General features: G+C 55.8%; 27 protein-coding genes. 18 read left to right on the top strand and 9 right to left on the bottom strand.

Translation table 11 applies throughout. The features are described from left to right. Positions 1 to 13 precede the first annotated feature (13 nt). Complete coding sequence (locus M2118_RS08090) at positions 14 to 376, top strand: rhodanese-like domain-containing protein (protein ID WP_280795434.1); 363 nt, start codon at positions 14 to 16, stop codon at positions 374 to 376. A 57-nt stretch (positions 377 to 433) separates the two neighbouring features. On the opposite strand, the gene M2118_RS08085 is transcribed toward M2118_RS08090, so the two are convergent. Then, positions 434 to 1,855: a cryptochrome/photolyase family protein gene (locus M2118_RS08085; protein WP_280795433.1), complete on the bottom strand. Its 1,422-nt coding sequence runs from the start codon at positions 1,853 to 1,855 to the stop codon at positions 434 to 436. A gap of 182 nt (positions 1,856 to 2,037) precedes the next feature. After that, entirely contained in the window at positions 2,038 to 2,682 is a 645-nt protein-coding gene (locus M2118_RS08080) for a winged helix-turn-helix domain-containing protein (RefSeq protein WP_432418400.1), read from the bottom strand. Between the two features lie 208 nt (positions 2,683 to 2,890). Between M2118_RS08080 and tadA the strand changes: the two genes are divergently transcribed. After that, positions 2,891 to 3,361: a tRNA adenosine(34) deaminase TadA gene (gene tadA / locus M2118_RS08075; protein WP_280795431.1), complete on the top strand. Its 471-nt coding sequence runs from the start codon at positions 2,891 to 2,893 to the stop codon at positions 3,359 to 3,361. Here tadA and M2118_RS08070 read toward each other — a convergent pair. After that, positions 3,358 to 4,320 (bottom strand): cation diffusion facilitator family transporter, encoded by a 963-nt coding sequence (locus M2118_RS08070; RefSeq protein WP_280795430.1) that lies wholly within the window; start codon positions 4,318 to 4,320, stop codon positions 3,358 to 3,360. The genes tadA and M2118_RS08070 overlap by 4 nt on opposite strands. Before the next feature lie 47 nt (positions 4,321 to 4,367). Here M2118_RS08070 and proC point away from each other — a divergent pair, with 47 nt between their 5' ends. Further along, the gene (gene proC, locus M2118_RS08065) at positions 4,368 to 5,219 is read left to right on the top strand and encodes a pyrroline-5-carboxylate reductase (RefSeq protein WP_432418399.1); all 852 of its coding nucleotides are present in this window, start codon (positions 4,368 to 4,370) and stop codon (positions 5,217 to 5,219) included. A 3-nt stretch (positions 5,220 to 5,222) separates the two neighbouring features. Here the strand turns inward: proC and M2118_RS08060 are convergent, their stop codons facing one another. After that, positions 5,223 to 5,894, bottom strand: coding sequence for a potassium channel family protein (locus tag M2118_RS08060; protein ID WP_280795429.1), 672 nt, complete (start codon positions 5,892 to 5,894; stop codon positions 5,223 to 5,225). Continuing rightward, the gene (locus tag M2118_RS08055; RefSeq protein ID WP_280795428.1) at positions 5,887 to 7,305 is read right to left on the bottom strand and encodes a TrkH family potassium uptake protein; all 1,419 of its coding nucleotides are present in this window, start codon (positions 7,303 to 7,305) and stop codon (positions 5,887 to 5,889) included. Before M2118_RS08055 ends, M2118_RS08060 begins: the two co-directional genes overlap by 8 nt. Before the next feature lie 73 nt (positions 7,306 to 7,378). Here M2118_RS08055 and M2118_RS08050 point away from each other — a divergent pair, with 73 nt between their 5' ends. The 4 genes from M2118_RS08050 (at position 7,379) to M2118_RS08035 (ending at position 8,677) form a co-directional block, all read left to right on the top strand. Beyond that, positions 7,379 to 7,858 carry an ArsR/SmtB family transcription factor gene (locus tag M2118_RS08050; RefSeq protein WP_280795427.1) on the top strand — a complete coding sequence of 160 codons (480 nt, stop codon included), beginning with the start codon at positions 7,379 to 7,381 and terminating at the stop codon, positions 7,856 to 7,858. A gap of 81 nt (positions 7,859 to 7,939) precedes the next feature. After that, on the top strand, positions 7,940 to 8,038 hold the full coding sequence (locus M2118_RS08045) for a 30S ribosomal protein bS22 (protein WP_003792170.1): 99 nt from the start codon (positions 7,940 to 7,942) through the stop codon (positions 8,036 to 8,038). Positions 8,039 to 8,120: 82 nt separating this feature from the next. Continuing rightward, on the top strand, positions 8,121 to 8,378 hold the full coding sequence (locus tag M2118_RS08040) for a glutaredoxin family protein (protein ID WP_280795426.1): 258 nt from the start codon (positions 8,121 to 8,123) through the stop codon (positions 8,376 to 8,378). Beyond that, the gene (locus tag M2118_RS08035) at positions 8,375 to 8,677 is read left to right on the top strand and encodes a Dabb family protein (protein ID WP_280795425.1); all 303 of its coding nucleotides are present in this window, start codon (positions 8,375 to 8,377) and stop codon (positions 8,675 to 8,677) included. The genes M2118_RS08040 and M2118_RS08035 overlap by 4 nt, the downstream gene beginning before the upstream one ends. Positions 8,678 to 8,738: 61 nt before the next feature. On the opposite strand, the gene M2118_RS08030 is transcribed toward M2118_RS08035, so the two are convergent. Next, on the bottom strand, positions 8,739 to 9,119 hold the full coding sequence (locus tag M2118_RS08030; RefSeq protein ID WP_280795424.1) for an SHOCT domain-containing protein: 381 nt from the start codon (positions 9,117 to 9,119) through the stop codon (positions 8,739 to 8,741). Positions 9,120 to 9,214: 95 nt separating this feature from the next. On the opposite strand from M2118_RS08030, the gene M2118_RS08025 reads away from it, so the two are divergent. Continuing rightward, on the top strand, positions 9,215 to 9,475 hold the full coding sequence (locus M2118_RS08025; protein WP_110234695.1) for a glutaredoxin domain-containing protein: 261 nt from the start codon (positions 9,215 to 9,217) through the stop codon (positions 9,473 to 9,475). Positions 9,476 to 9,541: 66 nt separating this feature from the next. Here the strand turns inward: M2118_RS08025 and aspS are convergent, their stop codons facing one another. After that, entirely contained in the window at positions 9,542 to 10,852 is a 1,311-nt protein-coding gene (gene aspS / locus M2118_RS08020; RefSeq protein ID WP_280795423.1) for an aspartate--tRNA(Asn) ligase, read from the bottom strand. A 65-nt stretch (positions 10,853 to 10,917) separates the two neighbouring features. Here aspS and M2118_RS08015 point away from each other — a divergent pair, with 65 nt between their 5' ends. Genes M2118_RS08015 through ccsB form a run of 5 tightly spaced genes read left to right on the top strand, consistent with a single transcriptional unit; the run spans position 10,918 to position 15,453 of the window. After that, entirely contained in the window at positions 10,918 to 11,577 is a 660-nt protein-coding gene (locus tag M2118_RS08015) for a histidine phosphatase family protein (RefSeq protein ID WP_280795422.1), read from the top strand. Next, a complete protein-coding gene (locus tag M2118_RS08010) occupies positions 11,574 to 12,173 on the top strand; it encodes a TlpA family protein disulfide reductase (RefSeq protein WP_280795421.1) in 600 nt (199 codons plus the stop codon). Before M2118_RS08015 ends, M2118_RS08010 begins: the two co-directional genes overlap by 4 nt. Continuing rightward, positions 12,173 to 12,925, top strand: a complete 753-nt coding sequence (locus M2118_RS08005) for a cytochrome c biogenesis CcdA family protein (RefSeq protein WP_280795420.1) — start codon at positions 12,173 to 12,175, stop codon at positions 12,923 to 12,925. Before M2118_RS08010 ends, M2118_RS08005 begins: the two co-directional genes overlap by 1 nt. After that, entirely contained in the window at positions 12,909 to 14,546 is a 1,638-nt protein-coding gene (gene resB, locus M2118_RS08000; RefSeq protein WP_280795419.1) for a cytochrome c biogenesis protein ResB, read from the top strand. Before M2118_RS08005 ends, resB begins: the two co-directional genes overlap by 17 nt. 40 nt (positions 14,547 to 14,586) lie before the next feature. Continuing rightward, positions 14,587 to 15,453 (top strand): c-type cytochrome biogenesis protein CcsB, encoded by an 867-nt coding sequence (ccsB, locus tag M2118_RS07995; RefSeq protein ID WP_432418401.1) that lies wholly within the window; start codon positions 14,587 to 14,589, stop codon positions 15,451 to 15,453. Between the two features lie 4 nt (positions 15,454 to 15,457). On the opposite strand, the gene M2118_RS07990 is transcribed toward ccsB, so the two are convergent. Further along, positions 15,458 to 16,432, bottom strand: a complete 975-nt coding sequence (locus M2118_RS07990) for an o-succinylbenzoate synthase (RefSeq protein ID WP_280795417.1) — start codon at positions 16,430 to 16,432, stop codon at positions 15,458 to 15,460. 45 nt (positions 16,433 to 16,477) lie between these two features. On the opposite strand from M2118_RS07990, the gene M2118_RS07985 reads away from it, so the two are divergent. Genes M2118_RS07985 through M2118_RS07975 form a run of 3 tightly spaced genes read left to right on the top strand, consistent with a single transcriptional unit; the run spans position 16,478 to position 19,470 of the window. Then, complete coding sequence (locus M2118_RS07985; protein WP_280795416.1) at positions 16,478 to 17,368, top strand: 1,4-dihydroxy-2-naphthoyl-CoA synthase; 891 nt, start codon at positions 16,478 to 16,480, stop codon at positions 17,366 to 17,368. Continuing rightward, positions 17,283 to 18,539 (top strand): AMP-binding protein, encoded by a 1,257-nt coding sequence (locus M2118_RS07980; protein ID WP_280795415.1) that lies wholly within the window; start codon positions 17,283 to 17,285, stop codon positions 18,537 to 18,539. The genes M2118_RS07985 and M2118_RS07980 overlap by 86 nt, the downstream gene beginning before the upstream one ends. Before the next feature lie 10 nt (positions 18,540 to 18,549). Next, positions 18,550 to 19,470, top strand: coding sequence for a 1,4-dihydroxy-2-naphthoate polyprenyltransferase (locus M2118_RS07975; protein ID WP_280795414.1), 921 nt, complete (start codon positions 18,550 to 18,552; stop codon positions 19,468 to 19,470). Here M2118_RS07975 and M2118_RS07970 read toward each other — a convergent pair. Beyond that, a complete protein-coding gene (locus M2118_RS07970; RefSeq protein WP_280795413.1) occupies positions 19,441 to 19,728 on the bottom strand; it encodes a DUF4229 domain-containing protein in 288 nt (95 codons plus the stop codon). The genes M2118_RS07975 and M2118_RS07970 overlap by 30 nt on opposite strands. Before the next feature lie 62 nt (positions 19,729 to 19,790). On the opposite strand from M2118_RS07970, the gene M2118_RS07965 reads away from it, so the two are divergent. Together M2118_RS07965 and menD are read left to right on the top strand one after the other, a co-directional pair. Beyond that, a complete protein-coding gene (locus M2118_RS07965) occupies positions 19,791 to 20,078 on the top strand; it encodes a PLD nuclease N-terminal domain-containing protein (RefSeq protein ID WP_280795412.1) in 288 nt (95 codons plus the stop codon). After that, positions 20,062 to 21,762: a 2-succinyl-5-enolpyruvyl-6-hydroxy-3-cyclohexene-1-carboxylic-acid synthase gene (gene menD / locus M2118_RS07960; protein WP_432418398.1), complete on the top strand. Its 1,701-nt coding sequence runs from the start codon at positions 20,062 to 20,064 to the stop codon at positions 21,760 to 21,762. Before M2118_RS07965 ends, menD begins: the two co-directional genes overlap by 17 nt. Positions 21,763 to 21,767 lie beyond the last annotated feature (5 nt).

The following is a 21,767-nucleotide window of genomic DNA, read 5'->3' as shown; positions in this document are numbered from 1 at the left end:
CTATTCTTTTCTCATGAAGAAAATTCTTGCAATTATTGCCCTTGCTTTTGCAGCAACTTTTGCCTTGGCAGCATGTGCTCCAGCAGCAGACCCCATTACCGTTGGTGCGGACACCATCGTGATTGACGTGCGCACCCCAGCTGAATACAGCGAAGGTCACCTGGACGGTGCCGTCAACATTGACGTGCAGGACCCCAACTTTGGCACCATCCTGAGCCAGCTTCCCACCGATGGCGAGTACGTCGTTTACTGCCGTTCGGGTAACCGTTCTGCTCAAGCCGTCGAGATCATGAAGGCGTCAGGTTTTACTAACGTCACAGACGCTGGTGGCGTGAGCGATGCTTCGAGTAAGACGGGCATCGCGATCGTTCAGTAGTTCTTCGTACAAGAAGAAAGCCCCGCTCATTTATGAGCGGGGCTTTCTCGATGTTCGTTACAAGTCAACCGTGGGCGGCGCGATGCTGCGAGGAACATCTGCCAACGTCTTGAAGGCCTCAAGCGCACGGTTACGCGAGTCCAACAAGTTGATGATGGGTTCGGGATAGCCACTGAGCATGGGGTGCTCGTATTCCCCCAAGTAGCGGTGAAGATACTCGTGCTTAGGATCAAACTTGTCTGCCTGAAGCACTGGGTTGAATACGCGGAAGTAGGGAGCAGCATCTGCACCACTGCCGGCAACCCACTGCCATGAGGCGGCGTTGCTGGCAGGGTCAGCGTCAACCAGAGTGTCCCAGAACCATGCTTCGCCCACGCGCCAGTCAATCAAGAGGTTCTTGATCAAGAACGAAGCAGCAATCATGCGCACGCGGTTGTGCATATACCCGGTCTGCCAGAGTTCTCGCATACCGGCGTCCACCATCGGGATTCCGGTGCGACCTTGTTGCCACGCTTCCAGAATCTCGGGGTCAGGCTTGCCCCAGGGGAAGTGGTTGAAGCGCGCATCAAAGTTGACGGTTGCCAAATCTGGCCAGTGATAGAGCAGGTTGTAACTGAATTCACGCCACCCCAGCTCGGAGAGGAACTTGGCTGCGTTCGTTGAAATCTCAGCTGAGTTGCCATTCCTCCGGCGGAACTCATCAGTGGCGTGCCAGATCTGGAAGGGGCTGATCTCACCCCAACGCAGGTGGGGTGAAAGTTCACTAGTTGAGTATTCGGCCGGGAAATCACGGCCCTTGGCATAGCGGTCAATGCGTGTGGCAAAGAAGCGCTCGAGGGCGGCATGAGCGCCGTTCTCGCCAACAGTCCAGCGAACGGGGAAGGCCAATGCCCAATCCGGATTAGTGGGGAGGAGGCCCCAAGTGTCGAGAACATCGCTCTCGGGCAATATGTTCGGAGAGGTGACCGACTGAGGTGTTGGAGCTGGCAGACGTGGTGGGGTGGGACGATTCAGGCACGACTTCCAGAATGGGGTGAACACCGTATAGGGGGTGTCGCTTCCTGTGCGGACGGTCCATGGTTCAAAGAGCAGATTGGCTTTGAAGCTGGTTGCTTCCACGTCAGAGGCCTTCGCGTATTCCTTGATGCTGGCATCCATGTCCCGCTCGGGCTTGCCATAGCGCCGGTTCCAGTAGAGCGCGGTTGCATCAGTTTCGCGAATGAGGTTGCGGATGATGTCGGGTGCTGCGCCCTGACGCAGAATGAGCTCACCGCCCAAGCGGTGAAGTTTGTCCTGCAGTGCAGTGAGGCTGTGGTGAAGCCACCACTTCGTTGCTCCGCCCAGGGGGCGAATGCCGGGTGAGACTTCATCCAAGATGAAAACCACAACGACGGGCTCACCACGATCGACCGCTGCCACAAGGGCAGGGTTATCTGCAACGCGAAGATCATCACGGAGCCACACGAGTGAACAAGTCATGAGTACAGCCTAGGGAATGGGAAAGGGCCAATCGGAAGGGGGTCCCGATTGGCCCTTGTGTTACACCAAGAGTTTTGCAATCACATTCACGAGTTAGCCACAGCAAGCAACGCTCGTAGTGACACTTTATAACGGAACGGTAACGGGAGGGAAGAGTTTTTCCTACGAGTTTCCTGAGAACTTTAGAACAAGTCAGGGCTGGGAGTGCCCGCATGCATGACGGTCACATCAGCGTGGTTGTCATAGCGATAGCCCACACCGCGCACGGTGCGGACGATGTCCTCAAAGCGACCAAGCTTGGAGCGCAGTCGACGCACGTGGACGTCGATGGTGCGCTCGTTAGGAATGTCGAGCTCATCTTCACGCCAGAGCGCCTTGATGATCTCCTCACGACTAATGGTCTCGCCCTTGTGGACGACCAAGAACTGAAGCAGTTCAAACTCTTTGAAAGTTAGGGGAGCAGCGGTGTAGTCAATCAGCACCCGCTTGCGTGAGATGTCCACCACGACACCACCGTCACCATCAGAAGGCTCGAAGTCATCCTCTGGCTTGTATTTCGCTACAGCCGAAGGCTCCTGCAATGCCAGGCGCACCAGATCAACCTGGCGACCACGAGAGCTGGCAGGTGCCAGAGCAACAGCTGCATAGGTTTCGGTTCCCGGAACAAGTTCGTTGGTGAGCTTCTTGAGAGCTTCAACAACTTTGCCCAGGTCCAGACCGCGCTCAGCAGCAGTCGCTTCGTCGAGGCCGACATAGAGCGCGAAGCCCTTCGGGATAGGGCGTTCGTTGGGTGTAGACATTGGAATCCTTTGTGGTGCCATAAACATCAGGCCGGGTTAACACGGACGATGTGTTGTGTGTCGAATGAGGGAAAAAGCAGCGGAAGTTAGTTGCTGCAACACATTCGACGGCAGGCACAGCTCATCACGGGCATCTTGCCGTGAGCACCAATGAAGGTGTGAGCGCCAGTTGTCATAGGACAAGTTAACCGGAGAGCGCTAAACCCTGTCAAATAAGCGGATATAGGCTCGAAGCATGGCAATTCCCACTTCTCACGAACGCAAGGCTCAGATGGAGCTTGCATTGGTGGAGGCACGTGCCTGTGCTCACTCTGATGATGTGCCGGTAGGAGCCGTCATTCTTGATGCCGAAGGTGAAGTTATTGCCACCGGGCGCAACACCAAAGAGCGCGATGAAGACCCTCTTGGTCACGCCGAAGTGATGGCCATTCGTGCAGCAGCAGAGAAGCTGGGTAATTGGCGACTCAGTGATTGCACCCTGGTTGTCACCCTTGAACCATGCGTGATGTGTGCGGGAGCAATCCTGGCTGCTCGCATCCCCACCGTTGTTTATGGCGCATGGGATGAAAAGGCCGGAGCCGCAGGCTCCGTCTTTGACCTACTGAGAGATCGCAGACTCAACCACCAGGTTGAGGTTATCTCCGGAGTACTAGCTGAAGAATGCGGTCAGTTGTTGACCGAGTTCTTCCGAGAGAAGCTCGGTTAGTCGGTTCCCTTAATCACGATGGCATCGGTTGCCAGTGATTCAGATGGATCTACTCGAGCAACGTCAGGCTCGATATAGATCACGCGAGCAGCAGGAACTGCCTCACGCACGCGGGTCTCAATGCTGTCGATTGATTTCGCCACCTCGGAGAAGCGCAGCTCAGCAGGGAACGCCAGCTTGGCTCCCACCATGAACTCATCGGGGCCGAGGTAGAGGGTCTTCATGTGAATGATGCCGTCGGTCTCACCACCGGAGATGATGGCCTTCTCAATGGCTTGCACGTCTTCAACACTGGCGCCTTCGCCCACGAGCAGACCCTTGGTTTCTAACCCCAGGATGATGGCCACGATGACCAGAAGAACACCAATAGCAATCGTGCCGATGGCATCAAAGATGCTGTCGCCCGTGATGACGGTCAGGCCCACACCAAAGAAGGCGAGTACAAGACCGAGCAAAGCTGCGGTGTCTTCGAGCAGAACGACAGGAAGCTCAGGAGCCTTGGCGTGACGAATGAACTGGAACCAGGAAGCGTTGCCGCGTAGGGGGTTAGATTCCTTGATCGCAGTGCGCAGAGAGAAGCTCTCTAGAACAATCGAAATGCTCAGCACGAGCATAGGTAGCCACCACATCTCAATGGGCTCTGGGTGCTGCAGCTTGTGAATACCTTCATAGAGGGAGAAGACGCCACCGACGCTGAACAAGATGATGGACACAACGAAGGCGTAAACGAAACGCTCACGACCATAACCAAAGGGGTGCTTGCCGTCCGCGCGCTTTTTTGCCTTACGGCCACCGAGCAACAGGAGCAGCTGGTTACCAGAGTCAGCGAGGGAGTGAACACCTTCGGCCAGCAGTGAGGTGGCTCCAGAGAATGCCCATGCAATGAACTTTGTTGCAGCAATACCGAGGTTTGCCAGCAGCGCAGCAATGATTGCCTTGTTTCCACCAGATGCACTCATGTACGGATCTCCCTCATTGGCCTGTCACCCAATCCTAGAATGAGCAGGTGAGTGACAAAACACTGGTAACCCTTCCGACCATCGCCATGCTGGGTGCAGGCTCGATGGCCCGCGCCATTTTGGCGGGCCTCTTAGCCCCCCACGTCAGTGTGGACGGTGCTGTTCGTGTGACGAACCGCAGCGCCGAGAACGCTGCCAGCTTCGACAACGAACCACGAGTTCAGGCCTGGGCAACGGCGAATGACCCGGACGCAAACAGTAAGGCTGTTGCGGGTGCACAGATTGTGCTTGTTGCGGTGAAGCCCGCCATGGTTCCTGACCTGCTCAATGAGATCTCTCCTGCGCTCGCCGAAGGCGCCATCGTGGTGAGCGTTGCTGCTGGAGTCACCACCGCAACGATGGAAGCTCGCCTTCCCAAACATGTCTCTGTCATTCGGACCATGCCCAATACCCCCTCCAAGATTGGACTGGGCGTAACCGGTATTGCAGCAGGTACACGTTCCACCACTGCACAGTTAGATCTGGTGTGCTCGATGTTCAGCACCGTGGGTGAAGTGATTGTTCTTCCCGAGGAGAAAATTGACGCGCTCGGCTCCATCTCGGGCTCAGGTCCTGCCTATGTCTTCTACTTCATTGAGCAGTTGACCAAGGTAGCTGTGGAGCACGGCTTTACTGCTGAGCAGGCCGAGAAGATGGTGCAGGGCACCTTCCGCGGCGCAGTGGAACTGCTTGCTCAGTCCGGTGAAGAACCGGCAGAACTGCGTCGCCAGGTGACTAGCCCCAAGGGAAGCACTGAGCGCGCTATTGCGGTATTTGACGAGGCAGATATCAAGGACATCTTGCTCAAGGCAACGCAGGCAGCCATTGCCCGTTCCGAAGAAATGGCCAGAGGAGAGTAAGTCCTATTTGGGAAGTGTTGCGAATTTCTCAATGTCATCAGGGTGACCTGAGACAAGAATCTGATCGCCTTCAGCAATGAGAGTCTCTGCCGTGGCATAGGTGAAGGATTCACCCGGCTTCTTCACGCCCACCGTAGTGATCTTGTATTCGTTACGAATACCGGCTTGAGCTAACGTCTTCCCCACGAGAACGCGGGGTGGAAACATCCGGACGATGGCGAAGTCTTCGTCAACTTCGACGAAGTCCAACATTTGCCCGCTCAGCAGGTGAGCGACGCGCTCGCCGGCTTCTGCTTCTGGGTAGATGACGTGGGTAGCACCGATGCGTTCCAGAATCTGACCGTGTGACTTACTAATTGCCTTGGCCCAAATTTCTGGAATACCCAGATCTACCAAGTTGGCCGTGATGAGAACACTTGCCTCGATGGAAGAGCCAACCGCAACGACAGCAATAGAAAATTCTTGAGCACCGATCTGTTGCAGGGCTTCAATCTTGGTGACATCAGCTTGAACCGTGTGGGTCACCCGCTCGGACCATTTCTGCACGAGCTCCATGTCCGAGTCCACCGCGAGGACTTCGCGGTCTAGCCGATCAAGCTCACCGGCTGTGGCTGCACCAAAACGGCCGAGCCCAATGACGAGCACTGCATTGTCTTTTTTCTTGCGATCAACCAACGATGGGCCTTTCCTCGGGGCGTGTAAAGAATTGTCCCACTTGGGACGCAGCAAGGGCAGCTGCCATGGTCACTGTGCCAACTCTGCCCATAAACATCACGATCGACATGATGTAAAGACCTTCGTCAGGAAGTGTCGCGGTCAGACCCGTTGACATCCCCACGGTGGCAAAAGCTGAGATGACATCAAAGAGAACATATTCAAATGCAGCATCGGTGAATTCACTGACGAGGAGCGCACCAACAGCAACTGTGGTTGCACCCCACAGCCCCACACTCACGGCAAGACGGAGAACATCTTGGGGAATGGTTCTGCCAAAAGCTTCGATGGAACTTCGTCCACGTGCTTCGGATAGTGCTGCCAAGATCAGCACCGCAAAGGTGGTGACTTTGATACCCCCAGCGGTAGAAGCAGAGCCACCGCCGATAAACATCAGCATGTCGGTCATGAGCAAAGTGGAGGAGTCCAGCTGACCAATATCGACAAGGTTGAATCCGCCCGAGCGTGCCATGGTGGAAAGGAAAGCTGCCTGGTATGTCAATTCACCTGGCCCCATCCCTGCAAAGACGAGGCTGTTCTCTGGTTCGAGTAAGAGATAAGCGATGACCCCACCTACCCACAAAATGGCCCAGGTCACCAGAGTGATCTTGACGTGCAGCGACCACTTTCTAGGGTTCTTGAGATTGCGGCTCAGTGCGTAGATGACGGGGAAGCCAACACTGCCAAGGAATACTCCGACCATGATGAGCGTGAGGAACCAATAGTCGCCCGCAAACATCTCGAGCCCGCCCACGTTCGGCGTGAACCCTGTGTTGGTGAAAGACATCGCTGAGTAATAGAAGCTAAACCAAATGCCTTCACCTAGCGGGTAGCCAGCAGCGAGAACGCTGGGCAGCATCAATGCTGCAATGACCGTTTCGATAATGACCAGGCTGAGCGCAACTGTTGCAAGCAGTCCGCCCACTTCGCCGAGACGGATAGCTTGCCCTTCGGATACGGGCCCGCTGTGAAGGCGAAGAGGGTTGGTATCACTTGCCGCCATCAATCGTGCGCGGAGTCCAAGACGACCGGAAATAATTGCACCAAGAATAGACGCAAGTGTCAGTACGCCGAGCGCTCCCACCTGAGTGCCAGTGAAGACGATCGCATTGCCTAGAGGCGACCAATAGGTCGCCATGTCCACAGTGCTGAGGCCTGCAACACAGATCGTGGAAACGGCAGAGAACAGCGCGTCTGCAAAATTTGTTACTTCACCGGAAGCAGACGCGAAAGGTTGCGAGAGTAGGAAGGTGAATACTGCGATTAAGGTCGCAAAGACGAGAAGTGCAAAACGAGAGGGCGAGCGAGACGCGAAAACCTCTACCCACTCACGCAAGCGTGACGAGAAGGCTATAGGGCGTTCGGTAGCCATGAGTCCCCCTGCGTGATCTAGATATCTGACCTACTCATGCTACGCGGTGCATATAGGGCGGTAACCTTGTTTCATGGCTGACATATTTGACGTAGTCGCAGACTCCACCCGGCGCGAGATGCTGCAGATTCTTTTAGAGAACCTCGAAACTGGTTCTGGAGAGATGAGTGTGTCTGAACTTGTTGCCCGCACGGGACTGAGCCAGCCCACTGTTTCTAAGCAGCTGAAGGTTCTGCGTGATGCAGGTCTGGTGGGTGTTCGTGAAGATGGTCAGCACCGTCTCTATCGCCTCGACCCCACTCCGCTGGAAGAACTCGAAGACTGGGCTATCCCATTCCTCAGTGTGAACTTCCCCGGTGGTCTCGATGACGCTGGACAGGAACGCCTCTTTGCTGCGGCAGATGAGGTCGTTACAGCCGCAGCTACTTCCGTGGGTAGCGCTGCAGCAACCACCGTATTCCAGGTCACTCAAGCCTTTGGTGATCTGCAAAGCACCACCAAAGATGCGGTTCGTAATGCAGTTTCCCGTCTCCGTAAATCCAGCGGTAAGTAATCCGCTAGACTTCCACGAGGCATTATTTGCCAGTCACTGATCGCAATTATCGCGATCTAGCCCAATTTTTGTGAGGTTCGCGTGGGTTCAGTCATTAAGAAGCGCCGCAAGCGTATGGCGAAGAAGAAGCACCGTAAGTTGCTTCGTAAGACTCGTCACCAGCGTCGCAACAAGAAGTAGGTCACTACTTCTTGCAGCATAAAGGCGTCAGAGCATCAGCTCTGGCGCTTTTTGCTGTCTATGGGTGTCTTAGTCTGGAACTGTGTCCACTATCAATCTGACGCTTCTCATGAAGCCTGGCTGTCATCTCTGTGATGACGCCGCCACGGTCGTCTCAAGTGTCGTGGAAGCTCTTCCTGAGATCCCCATTGAGATTGAGGGAAAGAATATTGAAGATGACGTTGATCTCTTTGCGGCTTACTGGGATCAAATTCCTGTGCTGATGATCAATGGCAAGGTTCACAACTATTGGCGTATCGATCCGGAGCGCCTGACAAAAGCTTTGAAGGAGCTCTCATGAGTATTCGTCACATCGTGATGTGGAAGTTGGCAAGTGAGGCTCCTGAGGAGAAGCTCGCTCAGGCAGAAGAGATGCGCGTTGCCCTCGAAGGACTCAATGGGGTAGTTCCTTCGCTTCGCTCACTGACTGTTCGACCTAACGCTTTGTTCGTGGGAGCAAACTACGACGTTGTACTCGATTCCACCTTCGATGATGCTGATGGCCTTGCTGCCTATGCTGCACACCCTGCCCACGAAGAGGCAGCCAAGGTGATCAAGAAGTATGCCGCCGAGCGCACCGCTGTGGATTACGAGTTCTAACCCAAGAGTTAACGAAAGAAGGCCCCGGGAATAATCCCGGGGCCTTCTTCTTGTCTGATGACTACTTCGAAGCGAGGATCTTCTTCTTCAAAGCGGTGAACTCTGCAGCGGTCAGTGCGCCGGAGTCCTTGAGTGCCTGTGCCTTAGCAATCTCATCTGCGTGAGAGTTACCTGCAACCTGCTTGATGTAAGCGTCGGCCTGAGCCTGTGCTTCCTGCATTGCAGCCTGCTGGCGCTGAGCCATACCGCCACCGCGAACGATGAGGTAGATCAAAGCGGTGATCCAGAAACCGATGATGAGGAAGAAGATCCATGCAGCCTTAGCCCAACCGGACATCTTGTGGTCGCGGAAGAGGTCTCCGACGATCGAGAAGAGGACCATCAGGTAAGCAATAAATACAAATGCCCAGATGAACATTGTGAGGAAGGACATGTCGCCCATAGTTGTAAAACCTTTCAAGAGTGTCGACCGGAGAAGTCAGGTCGTCGCGGGGAAAATTCCCCTACTTCAATCGTATCCGGGATTAAGCTGTTGGTATGAGTAATCCACAGGACAAAATCACGATGTATGGCGCCGAGTGGTGTGGCGACTGCCGCCGCTCGAAGAAGCTTCTCGACACCCTCGGTGTCGACTATGACTACGTGGACCTTGAGGCAGTGCCCGAGGCCGCAGCAATTGCTGAGGGAATTGCGGGACGTAAGAACATCCCCGTCATCTCATTCCCTGATGGCGCTTTCCAGGTGGAGCCCGCAGACAGCGAACTCCACGCCAAGCTCACCCAGCTGGGTGCCATCTAAAGTTCACGAACTTAACACACAAACGCCTCCGAGATTCGGAGGCGTTTGTTGTTGAAACAGGACTGACTACGGGGTCAGACGGTTGGGTCCACGGAAGAGGTAGGTCACCTCACGCAGGTTGGGCTGGTGCAGCATCAGCATCATGACGCGGGACAGACCCATACCGAATCCACCGTGGGGTGGAACGCCGTAACGGAAGAAGTCGAGGTAGAACTCGAGCTCCTTTGGGTCGAGACCCTTCTCGCGTGCCTGTGCTTCGAGGATGTCGATGCGGTGTTCACGCTGAGCACCTGTGGTGATCTCGGTGCCGCGCCAGATCAGGTCGTAGCTGTTGGTGATGGTCTGATCTTCCGCATTACGCATGTGATAGAACGGACGAATGCTGGTGGCGTAGTCGGTCAGGAAGACGAACTCGTGGCCATACTTCTCTGCCACGTAGGCAGCAATCTGGCGCTCACCCTCAGGGTCCATGTCGTCATCGTTGCGAGGAACTTCGTAACCACGCTCAGCGACAATCTTCTTGGCTTCTGCCAAAGGAATGCGGGGGAAGGGAATGGTGGGAACAACAACGTCAACGTCGAAGAGTTCCTTGATTTCTTCACCGTGCTTTTCCTTCACCGCGCTGATGGCGGCAACGAGAAGCTCTTCCTGCATCTTCATGACGTCTTCGTGGCTGTCGATCCAGCTGATCTCAGCGTCAACCGAGATGAACTCAGTTGCGTGGCGAGAAGTGAAGGAAGGGTCTGCGCGGAAGACGGGGCCGATCTCGAAGATCTTTCCGAAGCCAGCGGACTGTGCCATCTGCTTGAAGAACTGAGGAGACTGAGCAAGGTAGGCCTTGCCTTCGAAGTATTCGACTTCGAAGAGCTCAGCGTTGGACTCGCTGGCGCTGGCCATCAGCTTGGGGGTGTGCAGCTCGATGAAGTCGCGCTCAATCCAATAGGTACGCATGGCGTGCTCAAGGGTGGTCTGGGCGCGGAAGATGAGGTTATTGCGAGCTTCACGCAGGTCAAGGAAGCGCCAGTCGAGACGCTTGTCAATGCTGCTGTCTGCGGCAATGGGTGTCTCGGGGTTCGCTGCGGTGACAACTTCGATGTCCGCGATCTTGATCTCGAGACCGCCGAGCTTCACGCGCTCGTCGAGCTTGAGCTCACCGGTCACACGAATGAATGAGCCAGTAGCCAGGCCAGAGATGATGTCTGCAATGGGGTCAGACTCTTCAGCGCGAGGGTGGACCAGCTGTGCTGCGCCGCTCTCGTCGCGGAGCACAACGAACTGCACCTTCTTCTGGTCACGGACCTTATCGACCCATCCGGCCACGGTTACGTTGCCCTCAGGAATGGTTGCCAGGTTCTTAATTACGATGCGTTCAGTCACAAGAGGTAAGTTTACTGGCCCGCTCTCGGCGAATTAACCGGAACGGCATCCGTAGACTTAGAGGCATGGTCGCCACTCAGTTACACCTCGTCCGTCACGGTGAGGTTTTCAACCCGAACAGGGTGCTGTATGGCCGTTTGCCTGAGTACGGTCTCTCCGAGTCAGGCCACCAGATGGCTGCCCTTGCTGCTGCTGATTTAGCAGGCCGCGGTCGCGCCTATTCACGCCTCATTGCCTCTCCCTTGCAGCGCACCCAAGAGTCAGCAGCACCAGTAGCCAAGGCACTGGCTTTGCCCATTGATATTGATGAGCGGGTTATTGAGCCGACCAATGCTTTTGAGGGCAAGCGCATGCGCGGATCCGACTCCGCGTTGAAGGATCCTGGTAACTGGAAATACCTGGTGAACCCCTTCCGCCCCAGCTGGGGTGAGCCCTATCAATCCATTGCTTCGCGCATGCGCGACGCCATGATTGATGCGGCAACCTCTGTTCCTGGTGGTGACGTGGTGATTGTCAGCCACCAGTTACCCATCTGGATGGTTCACCGTGACGTCAATGGCAAGAACTTGTTCCACGATCCCCGCGCTCGCCGCTGCACGCTCTCCAGCATCACCACCCTGGAACTCATTGACCCCATGAAGCCGGAGCTGGGTTTTGTCGAAGTGGGTTATGTGGAACCTGCAGCAGAGCTCACGGCAACCGCATTGGATGTGGGCGCAGTATGAGAAAATTTTCCACTCTTCTAGTTGCCGGCGCTGCCGTCATTGCCTTGGGTCTTACTGGGTGCTCGAGCGATCCCCTTGCTGAGCAATACCGCGAAGGCTCAAACAAGAACTACATCGCCGGTGATGGTTCGGTCACAGAGATCACTCTGGAAAACCGTGGGGACGTCATCACGTTCTCGGGTACGACCGAGACCGGTGCCACAGTTTCTTCAGCCGATTACCTGGGCAATGTTCTCGTGGTCAACTTTTGGTACGCAGGTTGCGCACCCTGCCGAGCAGAAGCTCCTGACCTGGAACAGGTCTACACAGAGACCGCCCCTTCTGGAGTGAACTTCTTGGGCGTGAACGTGCGCGACCAAGCTGCAACGATTGACAGCTTCAATGTTCGCTTTGGCATTACCTATCCCAGCATCATTGACCAGGATGGGCAGGCACAGCTGGCCTTTGCGGCACAGGTTCCCCCCAACGCTGTTCCCACCACCTTGATTCTGGATGCCCAGGGCCGCGTCGCGGCACGCATTTTGGGCCAGCTCAAGGACCCCTCGATTCTCTCCACTCTGATTACTGACATCGCTGCCGAATCGGGTGCGAATTAATGAACGTGGGTGAGCTGGTTTACAGCGGGCAACTTCTTGTTGCCATTCCACTGGCGCTTCTTGCTGGTCTCATCTCGTTTGCTTCCCCCTGTGTTCTCCCATTGGTCCCCGGCTACCTTGCTTATGTCAGCGGGGTAACCGCACCGGCAACAGATCTTCAAGGTCAGCGCAGAAACATCCGCCGAATGGTTGCCGGAGTCTTTCTCTTTATCGCCGGCTTCTCCGTTGTCTTTGTGCTCTATGGCGCCGCTTTTGGCGCCATCGGTGCGTGGCTCATTCAGTGGCAAGAACTCATCACAGTGATTTTGGGCTTTGTCGTGATTGCGATGGGCCTGGTCTTTATTGGCCAGTTTGGTTTCTTCCAGCGCACTGCCAAGCTCAAGATTGCTCCGACTACTGGTCTTGCGGGAGCTCCCTTACTGGGTGTTGTCTTTGGCCTCGGCTGGACTCCCTGCATGGGCCCCACGCTGACTGCTATCTTGTCGCTCAGTATTGACACGGCTTCCCCCTGGCGCGGAGCACTGCTGGGCTTTGCCTACTGCTTAGGTCTCGGCATCCCCTTTGTGTTTCTTGCGCTGGGCTTAGGCTGGGCAACAGGCTCGGTCGCTTTTCTCAAGCGTCACATTCGAGCCATCAACATCTTCGGTGGAGTTCTGCTGATTGTCATGGGTGTTCTCATGGTGACCGGATTGTGGACTGCATGGATCTATCAACTTCAGGCGGTGATCAGTAACTTTGTCCCGTCCCTCTGATCACATTGATTCCAAGCCCGTTGATGTCGACGCCAAGATTGTGAACCCCAACCTTGGTGTTGTGGGCTGGTTGCGCTGGTTCTGGCGTCAGCTCACCAGCATGCGCACTGCATTGCTTCTGTTGTTGTTGTTGGCCATCGCTGCCGTTCCTGGATCTCTTGTTCCTCAGCGCAGCTCTGACCCCAATGGTGTGAGCCAGTACTTCGTGGACCACAAGGACACTGCCCCGATTCTGGATCAGTTCCAGATGTTCGATGTGTATTCCTCTGCGTGGTTCTCGGCCATTTACCTGCTGCTGTTTATCTCTCTGATTGGCTGTGTTCTTCCCCGCACCAAGCATCACATCGAGGCCCTGCAGGCTCAGCCACCCGTGACTCCGGCAAACCTGGTTCGTCTTCCTGCCTACGCCAAGATTTCTGTCTCAGGCAAGAGTGCTGAAGAAGTACTCGAGGCAGCGCGAGCGGTTCTCAAGTCAGACCGTTACCGCGTTGCACGTTATGACCGTGCTGCCGGCGGCAAGGGAAAGCTCAAGAGCGAGGCAGCGATCACCGTTTCTGCTGAGCGCGGTTACATGCGTGAGACCGGAAACCTCATCTTCCACTTTGCGCTCGTCGGTGTTCTTATTGCCGTGGGCTTCGGTGGAGGTTTCGGCTTTGCTGGTCAGCGCGCGTTCTATGAAGGTCAAGCATTCACCAACTCGCTCATTGCTTTTGACTCGTTCAACCCAGGTCGCTTCTTCGACTCTTCGACTCTTCCCCCCTACACAATCCAGCTGGATAAGTTCACTGTTGTGTATGAGGAGAAGAACTCCAACGCCATTGGTCAGCCGGTGGACTTCACTGCCGATGTCACAACCCAGATCAAGGGTGAAGAACCCCAGAAGCAGACCATCAAGGTGAATGAACCGCTTCGCATTGCTGGCACGGACGTCTATCTCTTGGGCAACGGTTATGCGCCCACGGTGACCATCCGCGATCCTGAGGGCAACGTCATCTTCACCGACTCGGTGAACTTCCTGCCACAGGACAATAACCTCACCTCTCTCGGCGTCATCAAGCTTCCTGATGGCCTGGCCGAACAGGTCGGCCTGATCGGTTTCTTGTATCCCACCGTGAGCACGGGTCACAGCGGGGCATCCTTCTCGATGTATCCAGACTTGATCGACCCTCAACTTGCCTTTGATGTTTACAGTGGTGACCTTGGTCTCGATGAAGGTATCCCCCGTTCGGTCTATGCCCTCGATACCGAGGACATGACCAAGCTGGCGGGACGAAATTCACCACTGGAAGCCATTGAGCTCAAGCCTGGTGAAAGCGCTGAACTTCCCGATGGTTTAGGCACGGTCACTTTCGATGGCGTGAAGCGTTTCGTCTCTCTCGACATCCACCGCGACCCCACTCAAGGCTGGGTACTCGTCTTTGCACTCTCTGCTCTGGGTGGTCTTCTCATCTCCCTCTTTATCCCGCGCAGGCGCATGTGGGTTTCGGTCACTGAAAACGCAGACGGTTCGGTCACAGCGGAATGTGCAGGTCTTGCCCGTGGAGATGACCCCACCCTGGAGGGTGCAGTTATTGCCCTGAAGGACAAGCTCGAACGAGCCTTAGGATTGACCCGTGACTGACACCCTCTCGCAGTACTCCGTACTTGCCCTTTACTCGGCCATGGCGATCTATGCCATTGCCTTCGTGCTGTTCACACTTGATCTGGCTAAGGGTGCTAGCTCAGATGCACCCGCGGGAGAAGCAACCAAGGTAGTAGTCGTCCCAGAACGTCGCAAGCTTGCACGCGTCGCTATGTCTTTGACTGTGCTTGGCTTCGTGCTTCAACTTGCTGCCACTCTGATGCGCGGCTTTGCTGCATCTCGCGTGCCCTGGGCAAACATGTATGAGTTTGCCATGACCGGAACCCTCATCATCGTGGGTGTCTTCTTGCTGGTGAACCTGAAGTGGGACATGAAGTTCCTGGGTTCCTTCGTCACCGGACTTGTACTTCTTCTTCTCGGCCTTGCTGCCACTCGCTACTACGTCGAGATTGTTCCTCTTCCACCCGCACTCCAGTCCTACTGGCTGGTTATTCACGTCTTCGTGGCCACGTTGGCAACCGGCTTCTTTGCCCTCGGCTTCGCACTCTCACTGATGCAGTTGCTGCAGACCAAGCGCGAAAGCGCTGCTGCAGCACAGGAAAAGACCCGTCTGGGTTTCCTTACTCGTCTGCCCGATTCGGTGCAGCTGGAGAACTACGCATACCGCTTGATCATCATTGGTTTCGTACTCTGGACCTTCACGCTCATTGCGGGTGCGATCTGGGCAGAAAAGGCCTGGGGTCGTTACTGGGGTTGGGACACCAAGGAAGTCTGGACCTTCATCATCTGGACCATCTATGCCGGTTATATCCACGCACGCTCCACGCGTGGATGGCGCGGAACGCGTTCAGCTTGGCTGGCCATGGTTGGTTTCGCAGCAGTGATGTTCAACTTCACCGTCGTGAACATCTTCTTCAAGGGCCTGCACTCTTATTCAGGCCTCTAGGTCATCAGAGTAGGTCGTAGCAGCGCTCCAGCCGCTCCAGCCACCACGCAGTGGTGTCAGGGCTGGCTGAGAAGTGATCTAACAAGTCTTCACTGACTTCGGGGCGCTGGACAGCGATAGAACCACCCTGGGCAACCAGGGGAGCAACAGTGACGTCTCCAGCTAACAGTGAAGCTGTTCCCAAACCGCAGTCGAAGTTCAGCTCCTTCACAGCAGCAGCGGCATAGAGACCCATAGCAATTCCCACGGAAGACTCCAGAGCACTGGAGAGAACTATGGGCAGCGTTACTTCTTCGGAGAGCTGCACAATCTGTGAGATGCCACCCAATGGCTGAGCCTTCAGCACCAGCACGTCTGCCGCGACAGCCTGCGCAACAGCACGAGGATCCTCGGCCTTGCGAATGCTCTCATCGGCAGCGATAGGAACGTCCATGTAGTGCGTGCGTTCACGCAACTCTGCGAGTTCCTCCAGAGAAGCACAGGGCTGTTCGACATATTCAAGATCAAACTCGGCAAGGGCATGGAAGGCATGTTCTGCCTCGTCCACATTCCAGGCAGCGTTCGCATCCACGCGGATGCGCCCTTCGGGACCCATGATGCGGCGCACTTCGCGCACGCGTGCCACATCTTCGCTCAGGGGCTGCCCGGGTTCGCCGACTTTCACCTTGGCTGTTCGGCAACCATCGAAGTGGGAGAGAACCTCAGCAACCTGATCAGGAGCAACGGCAGGAACGGTCGCATTGACCATGATCTGGTCGCGATAGAGCTGGGGCACTGGCTGCCAGCCAAACTCAATGGCAGCTCGAAGCCAGTGCACAGCTTCATCATCGTTGTATTCCACGAAGGGGCTGAACTCGGTCCACCCTTCGGGTCCCTGGAACAGCATGATCTCCCTGGACCAGATGCCACGGAACTTCACTCCAAGGGGAAGTGAGACCACGCGGGCGGTGGCAAGAAGCTCTGACAGAGGTGGGTGCACGTCCCTAGTCTCCCACCGTTGCTGTGGTTCTCGTAGGCTGGAGGCATGGCATCTCCCGTTTCGGACATCTTTGACCCCACGCAGTGGGTTGTTGCACCTGGCTCAGAAGGCTTCACGGACATCACCTACCACCTTGACGTGCGCGGACAGGTGGCTCGTATTGCCTTCAACCGTCCCGAGGTGCGCAATGCTTTCCGCCCCCAGACGGTTGATGAGCTTTACCGCGCACTCGACGATGCCCGTCAGAACAGCAAGGTGGGCGTTGTCCTCATTACCGGCAATGGCCCCAGCCCGAAGGATGGCGGCTGGGCATTCTGCTCAGGCGGCGACCAGCGCATCCGCGGCAAGGCAGGCTATGAATACGCCGACGGCTCCACCGGAACCGGTCGTCTACACATTCTTGAAGTGCAGCGCTTGATTCGCACTATGCCCAAGGTTGTCATTGCTGTGATCCCTGGTTGGGCTGCCGGTGGCGGACATTCACTGCACGTGGTCTGCGATCTCTCCATCGCCAGCCGTGAGCACGCACACTTCAAGCAGACCGATGCTGACGTGGGCTCATTCGATGCCGGTTATGGCAGTGCCTATTTTGCCAAGCAGGTTGGCCAGAAGTTTGCTCGCGAAGTCTTCTTCCTTGCCGAGGAATACAGCGCACAGCGTGCGTATGAAATGGGTGCAGTCAACCGCGTTGTTGCACACGAAGACCTCGAAACTGAAGCCCTCGCTATGGCACGCACTATCATGACAAAGTCCCCCACTGCTATCCGCATGCTGAAGTTTGCGCTCAACGCAACTGACGACGGCATCTTGGGACAACAAGTCTTCGCTGGTGAAGCTACCCGTCTGGCCTATGGCACAGACGAAGCAGTGGAAGGACGCGACTCCTTCTTACAGAAGCGCGAACCTGACTGGTCGCCTTATCCCTGGCACTACTAGGTCTCACATGACAGCTGTGGTGCTCTGTGATGCGGCTGCGCCGCAACAGGTGTTTGCCGCACTCTCTGATGCTCTGGGCAACAACGGTCCAGCAGTACTCGTTCGGGATGCACGTGCTTCACGGATGGTTGCTGCAGGTGAGACTCCGCTGACCGAAGCTCCTGAGGGAACCGCTTTGCTCATCCAGACATCGGGCACCTCAGGAAAACCGAAGACGGTGGCACTGAGCGCAGCGGCACTTCGTTCCAGCGCGGTTTCAGCACACGAACGTCTGGGTGGAGCAGGTCAATGGTTACTGGCATTGCCACTGACCTATATCGCAGGCATGTCTGTACTTGTGAGATCAATTGAGTCAGGCACAGAACCGGTGTACATGCCCAGTGGTCCTTTTGATGCGCGTACCTTCTTGCACTCCGTCAGCGAGATGACCGGAGAGCGCCGCTACACAGCACTTGTCCCTGTTCAACTGGCACGTGTGCTCGATGAAGCAGAAGACAGCACAGATGCTCTGGAGCTCCTGCGATCCCTTGATGCTGTTCTGATTGGCGGACAAGCTCTTGAACCTGAACTGCGCGAGCGTGCTGATTCACTGGGCGTCAAGATTGTCACCACCTATGGCTCGAGCGAGACATCCGGTGGTTGTGTTTATGACGGTGTTCCGCTTGCGGGGGTCAGTGTGGAAATAGCTGAAGACTCGGGCGAGATCCTCATCTCAGCACCACAGCTTGCGACTGAATACGTGGCTGATGAACAGCGCACTGCAGATACATTCCAAAACAGGAATGGAGTTACCTGGTATCACACTGGAGATGCAGGAAGCCTAGAAAACGGCGTGCTTACAGTCCTCGGGCGTATCGATAGAGTGATCACATCCGGCGGTCTCAAGATTGACCTTGATGCTGTGGAGGCGGTAGTTCGGGCGATTGCAGGCTGTTCTCAGGCGTTGGCAATACATATTCCAGATTCGGAATGGGGTGTTCGCCCCGCTGTTGTTGTGCCTGGTGTTGAACACAGTGCCGAGCTCTCAGCGCAGATCTATGACGCCATTGTTGCTGAGCTGGGTCGCGTTGCAGCACCCAAGATTGTCTGCTTCATCGACGAGATTCCACGGTTGAGCTCAGGCAAGCCAGACCTGCTCGCTCTGTCTGCATTCGCTGCGACGCAGAAGTAGGCTCGAACGTATGAGTAAGACCAGCAAGAAGCACCACGGTTCCGTCTCCCACAAACCTCGCAAGGCAACGGCAGCTGATTGGATCTCGGGTGCACGCATTCGAACCCTTCCTCTCGCCTTTGCCCCTGTTGCTATTGGTTCGGGAGCCGCGTCCATCACCGAGCAGTTCAACGCTCCTGTTGCTCTGCTCTGTTTGGTTGTTGCTTTGGCATTGCAGATTGGTGTCAATTACTCCAACGATTACTCCGATGGGGTGCGGGGCACTGATGACTACCGAGTCGGACCTGCCCGCCTGACCGGCTCAGGTGCCGCAGATCCCAAGAAGGTCTTATCCGTTGCACTCGCCTTCTTTGCTCTCTCAGGTGTTGCCGGAATTGCCATTGTGATTCTCACCAGTGCCTGGTGGATGTTGGCAGTAGGTGCTGTTGCCATTGTTGCTGCCTGGTTCTATACCGGAGGCCGTCGCCCTTATGGCTATGCCGGCCTGGGTGAAGTAATGGTTTTCATTTTCTTCGGACTAGTGGCAACTCTGGGCACGACCTATGTCCAAACCGGCACCTTCAGTCAGGAAAGCCTGCTGGGTGGAATTGGCATTGGATTGATTTCCTGTGCCGTTCTGGTCGTGAATAACATCCGCGATATTGCCACTGACACTCTGGCTGGAAAGAAAACTCTTGCCGTTCGTATGGGTCGTACACCCTCAGCGGTTCTGTTCTGCATCTTGATGTTGATTCCTTTTGGAATCGTCATCTACGTAGGCCTCTTCTACACCGCAGCATTGCTGACCCTGTTTGCACTGTTGGCTGCACTGCCCGCGTGCTTGATCACGGTCATGGCCAAGACTCCGCAGGAATACATCCTGGCGTTGAAGCTATCCAGCCTGACTGGACTGCTGTATGGCTTAGGCTTTGCCTTTGCTTTCTTTAGCTAGACCAGCTTCAACTTCTGCATCCTCGGCGTCAGCGTCCTTGTAAGGATTGACCGCTTTGGCAGTCCGCTTCTCATAAAGCGATTCAGATAATGCATTACGAGTTTTCGCGAAGAAGATGTAGGAAACACAGAGACCGATGATGGCGGAGAGCACAGCTGCAATCCAAGGAGTCATTCCCAGCAGAAGCATGATTGCTAGGGGGACTGCAAAAGCTGCCAAGCGCATCAGGCTGAACCAGAACCATGTCGATTTCTTCACATCCCAAGTCTAAACCGGCGGGGCTGTGAGCTACTCGGGAGCCAACCTAGACTGGTAGCACTATGACCCGCGTCCTGATCGTCCTCGCTGCCCTCGCTGTGGCACTCATGGTGTTCTGTCTTGTCGATGCCATTCTCATCGACCGCTTCCGTGTGCGCGGAGTTCCCAAGGGTTTGTGGATCGTATTGATCTTGATCCTGCCGGTGGTGGGATCGATTCTTTGGCTTACGGTGGGACGTGGACGCAAGAATGGCCCAGGTTCCAAGAGAGGTTCCGTCGCTCCAGATGACGACATCGATTTCCTTCGAGGGTTGAACACTGATCCACCCAGCGATGGTCCCCGTGGCTAAACCAGCTCCCGCTTCCGTTTTCGCTGCAGAGTTCCTTACTCATGTAGTGGAACTCGGCGTGCAGCACATCGTTCTTTCTCCAGGTGCTCGTTCACAAGCACTTGCTTTGGTGGCAGCCGAACTAGAACGTCGCGGCGATGTGAAGCTTCACGTGCGTATCGATGAGCGCGCTGCTGGGTTCCTTGCCCTCGGCCTTGCGGTAGAAACCCGCACAGCAGCCGTTGTGATCACCACCTCAGGTTCGGCAGTGGCGAATCTTCACCCTGCCGTTCTCGAAGCACACCATGCAGGTGTGCCGATGATTGTTCTCACCGCTGATCGTCCTGAAGAACTGCGTGAAATTGGCAGCAACCAGACCACTCACCAGCATGACATTTTTGGACCCGCTGTTCGCTTGAGCGTGGACGAACCCGCACCTGTTCCCGGTGCGACTGCAGAACGCCGTGGTGCTGAGCTGGCCAATGATGCCTTCTACGCCGCAACTGATCACTACGCACCTGGTCCTGTTCATCTCAATGTGGCATTCCGTGAGCCACTCTCCAGCACGATTGACGTTCGCCCGGTCGAACTCCTCATTCAGTCCTTGCGACCTGTTGAGCCTGGTATTTCTCTGGAGCTCAACCGTGGTCCAAACACTCTGGTCATTGCTGGCGCTGATGCAGGTCCACGTGCTGAAGAAGTTGCTCATGAAGGTGGGTGGCCTCTCATCGCTGAGGTCACCAGTGGTTCACGCTACGGACGCAACCTCATCCCTGCCTACCGGGAGCTACTCTCCAATCCTGAGCTCACCAGACTCGTCGAGCGCATTGTGGTCTTTGGCCACCCCACGCTCAGTCGTGAAATTCCTGCGCTGATTGGGGACTCCAGCACCGGCATCCAAACCATCGTTGTTCGCGGTGCAGCACCCGAGGGCTATAACCCTGGTCTCAATGTCTCTTCTTTCGTCAATGACGTCACAGTGGAACCAGGTGAGACAAACACTGACTGGCTCGGCCTGTGGATCCTCAGTGGCCGTGACGCATTTGAGCGCTATGAATCAACTGCGATTGATGCTGCCCTCGCCACTGCTCCGAACGTGACGGCGTCACGCTCTGAGAGCATCGACGAGAAGAAGGCATTCTTGGCTGCAGAGCTTGCGGCTTCGAGAGTGAAGATTTCTCGGGAGTTGCTGGTGGATGCCGTCTGGCGTTCAACCTGGCCACACGATCGTCTTGTCTTTGCGGCATCTCGTTTGATTCGCGTGGCAGACAAGTTTGTGGGCGGCAAGAAGATCACTGTCCACGCCAACCGTGGGCTTGCCGGCATCGACGGAACTATCGGAACAGGCATTGGTATTGCGTTAGCAACAGAGAATGCTCTGACCCGCATTGTGGTTGGCGATCTTGCTGCCCTGCATGATGCAGGCTCGATGCTTTTTGGAACTCAGGAAGAACGCCCTCGCGTTCAGGTGATCGTGGGCAACGACGGTGGCGGAACCATCTTTGATGCGCTGGAAGTTGGCCAGACTGCCTCGGCAGAAAACATGGACCGCGTCTTCCTGACCCCACAACAGGTCAGCTTGGAATCTCTTTCCGCAGCCTATGGCTGGGGATACACCAAAGTCTCCACCGTGAGTGAGCTGGAACGCGCACTAACGGGTGCCGGTGATGGTCCTGAACTCGTCGAGGTCGAACTCAAGCGCTAGAAGCT

Origin of the sequence: Aurantimicrobium minutum, assembly GCF_029892845.1 — a bacterium.
GTDB lineage: Bacteria > Actinomycetota > Actinomycetes > Actinomycetales > Microbacteriaceae > Aurantimicrobium > Aurantimicrobium minutum_B.
This window is presented reverse-complemented; position numbering and strand designations above follow the sequence as displayed.

Coding starts and splice junctions, on each gene's coding strand:
- M2118_RS08070 (WP_280795430.1), bottom strand. CDS start 4,320: ATGAGTGCATCTGGTGGAAACAAGGCAATCATTGCTGCGCTGCTGGCA.
- M2118_RS08035 (WP_280795425.1), top strand. CDS start 8,375: ATGAGTATTCGTCACATCGTGATGTGGAAGTTGGCAAGTGAGGCTCCT.
- M2118_RS08005 (WP_280795420.1), top strand. CDS start 12,173: ATGAACGTGGGTGAGCTGGTTTACAGCGGGCAACTTCTTGTTGCCATT.
- M2118_RS07975 (WP_280795414.1), top strand. CDS start 18,550: ATGAGTAAGACCAGCAAGAAGCACCACGGTTCCGTCTCCCACAAACCT.
- M2118_RS07965 (WP_280795412.1), top strand. CDS start 19,791: ATGACCCGCGTCCTGATCGTCCTCGCTGCCCTCGCTGTGGCACTCATG.
- ccsB (WP_432418401.1), top strand. CDS start 14,587: ATGGCGATCTATGCCATTGCCTTCGTGCTGTTCACACTTGATCTGGCT.
- M2118_RS07980 (WP_280795415.1), top strand. CDS start 17,283: ATGGCACAGACGAAGCAGTGGAAGGACGCGACTCCTTCTTACAGAAGC.
- M2118_RS08055 (WP_280795428.1), bottom strand. CDS start 7,305: ATGGCTACCGAACGCCCTATAGCCTTCTCGTCACGCTTGCGTGAGTGG.
- M2118_RS08030 (WP_280795424.1), bottom strand. CDS start 9,119: ATGGGCGACATGTCCTTCCTCACAATGTTCATCTGGGCATTTGTATTT.
- M2118_RS08085 (WP_280795433.1), bottom strand. CDS start 1,855: ATGACTTGTTCACTCGTGTGGCTCCGTGATGATCTTCGCGTTGCAGAT.
- M2118_RS08080 (WP_432418400.1), bottom strand. CDS start 2,682: ATGTTTATGGCACCACAAAGGATTCCAATGTCTACACCCAACGAACGC.
- M2118_RS08050 (WP_280795427.1), top strand. CDS start 7,379: ATGGCTGACATATTTGACGTAGTCGCAGACTCCACCCGGCGCGAGATG.
- M2118_RS07985 (WP_280795416.1), top strand. CDS start 16,478: ATGGCATCTCCCGTTTCGGACATCTTTGACCCCACGCAGTGGGTTGTT.
- M2118_RS08010 (WP_280795421.1), top strand. CDS start 11,574: ATGAGAAAATTTTCCACTCTTCTAGTTGCCGGCGCTGCCGTCATTGCC.
- menD (WP_432418398.1), top strand. CDS start 20,062: ATGGTCCCCGTGGCTAAACCAGCTCCCGCTTCCGTTTTCGCTGCAGAG.
- tadA (WP_280795431.1), top strand. CDS start 2,891: ATGGCAATTCCCACTTCTCACGAACGCAAGGCTCAGATGGAGCTTGCA.
- M2118_RS08090 (WP_280795434.1), top strand. CDS start 14: ATGAAGAAAATTCTTGCAATTATTGCCCTTGCTTTTGCAGCAACTTTT.
- M2118_RS08025 (WP_110234695.1), top strand. CDS start 9,215: ATGAGTAATCCACAGGACAAAATCACGATGTATGGCGCCGAGTGGTGT.
- M2118_RS08015 (WP_280795422.1), top strand. CDS start 10,918: ATGGTCGCCACTCAGTTACACCTCGTCCGTCACGGTGAGGTTTTCAAC.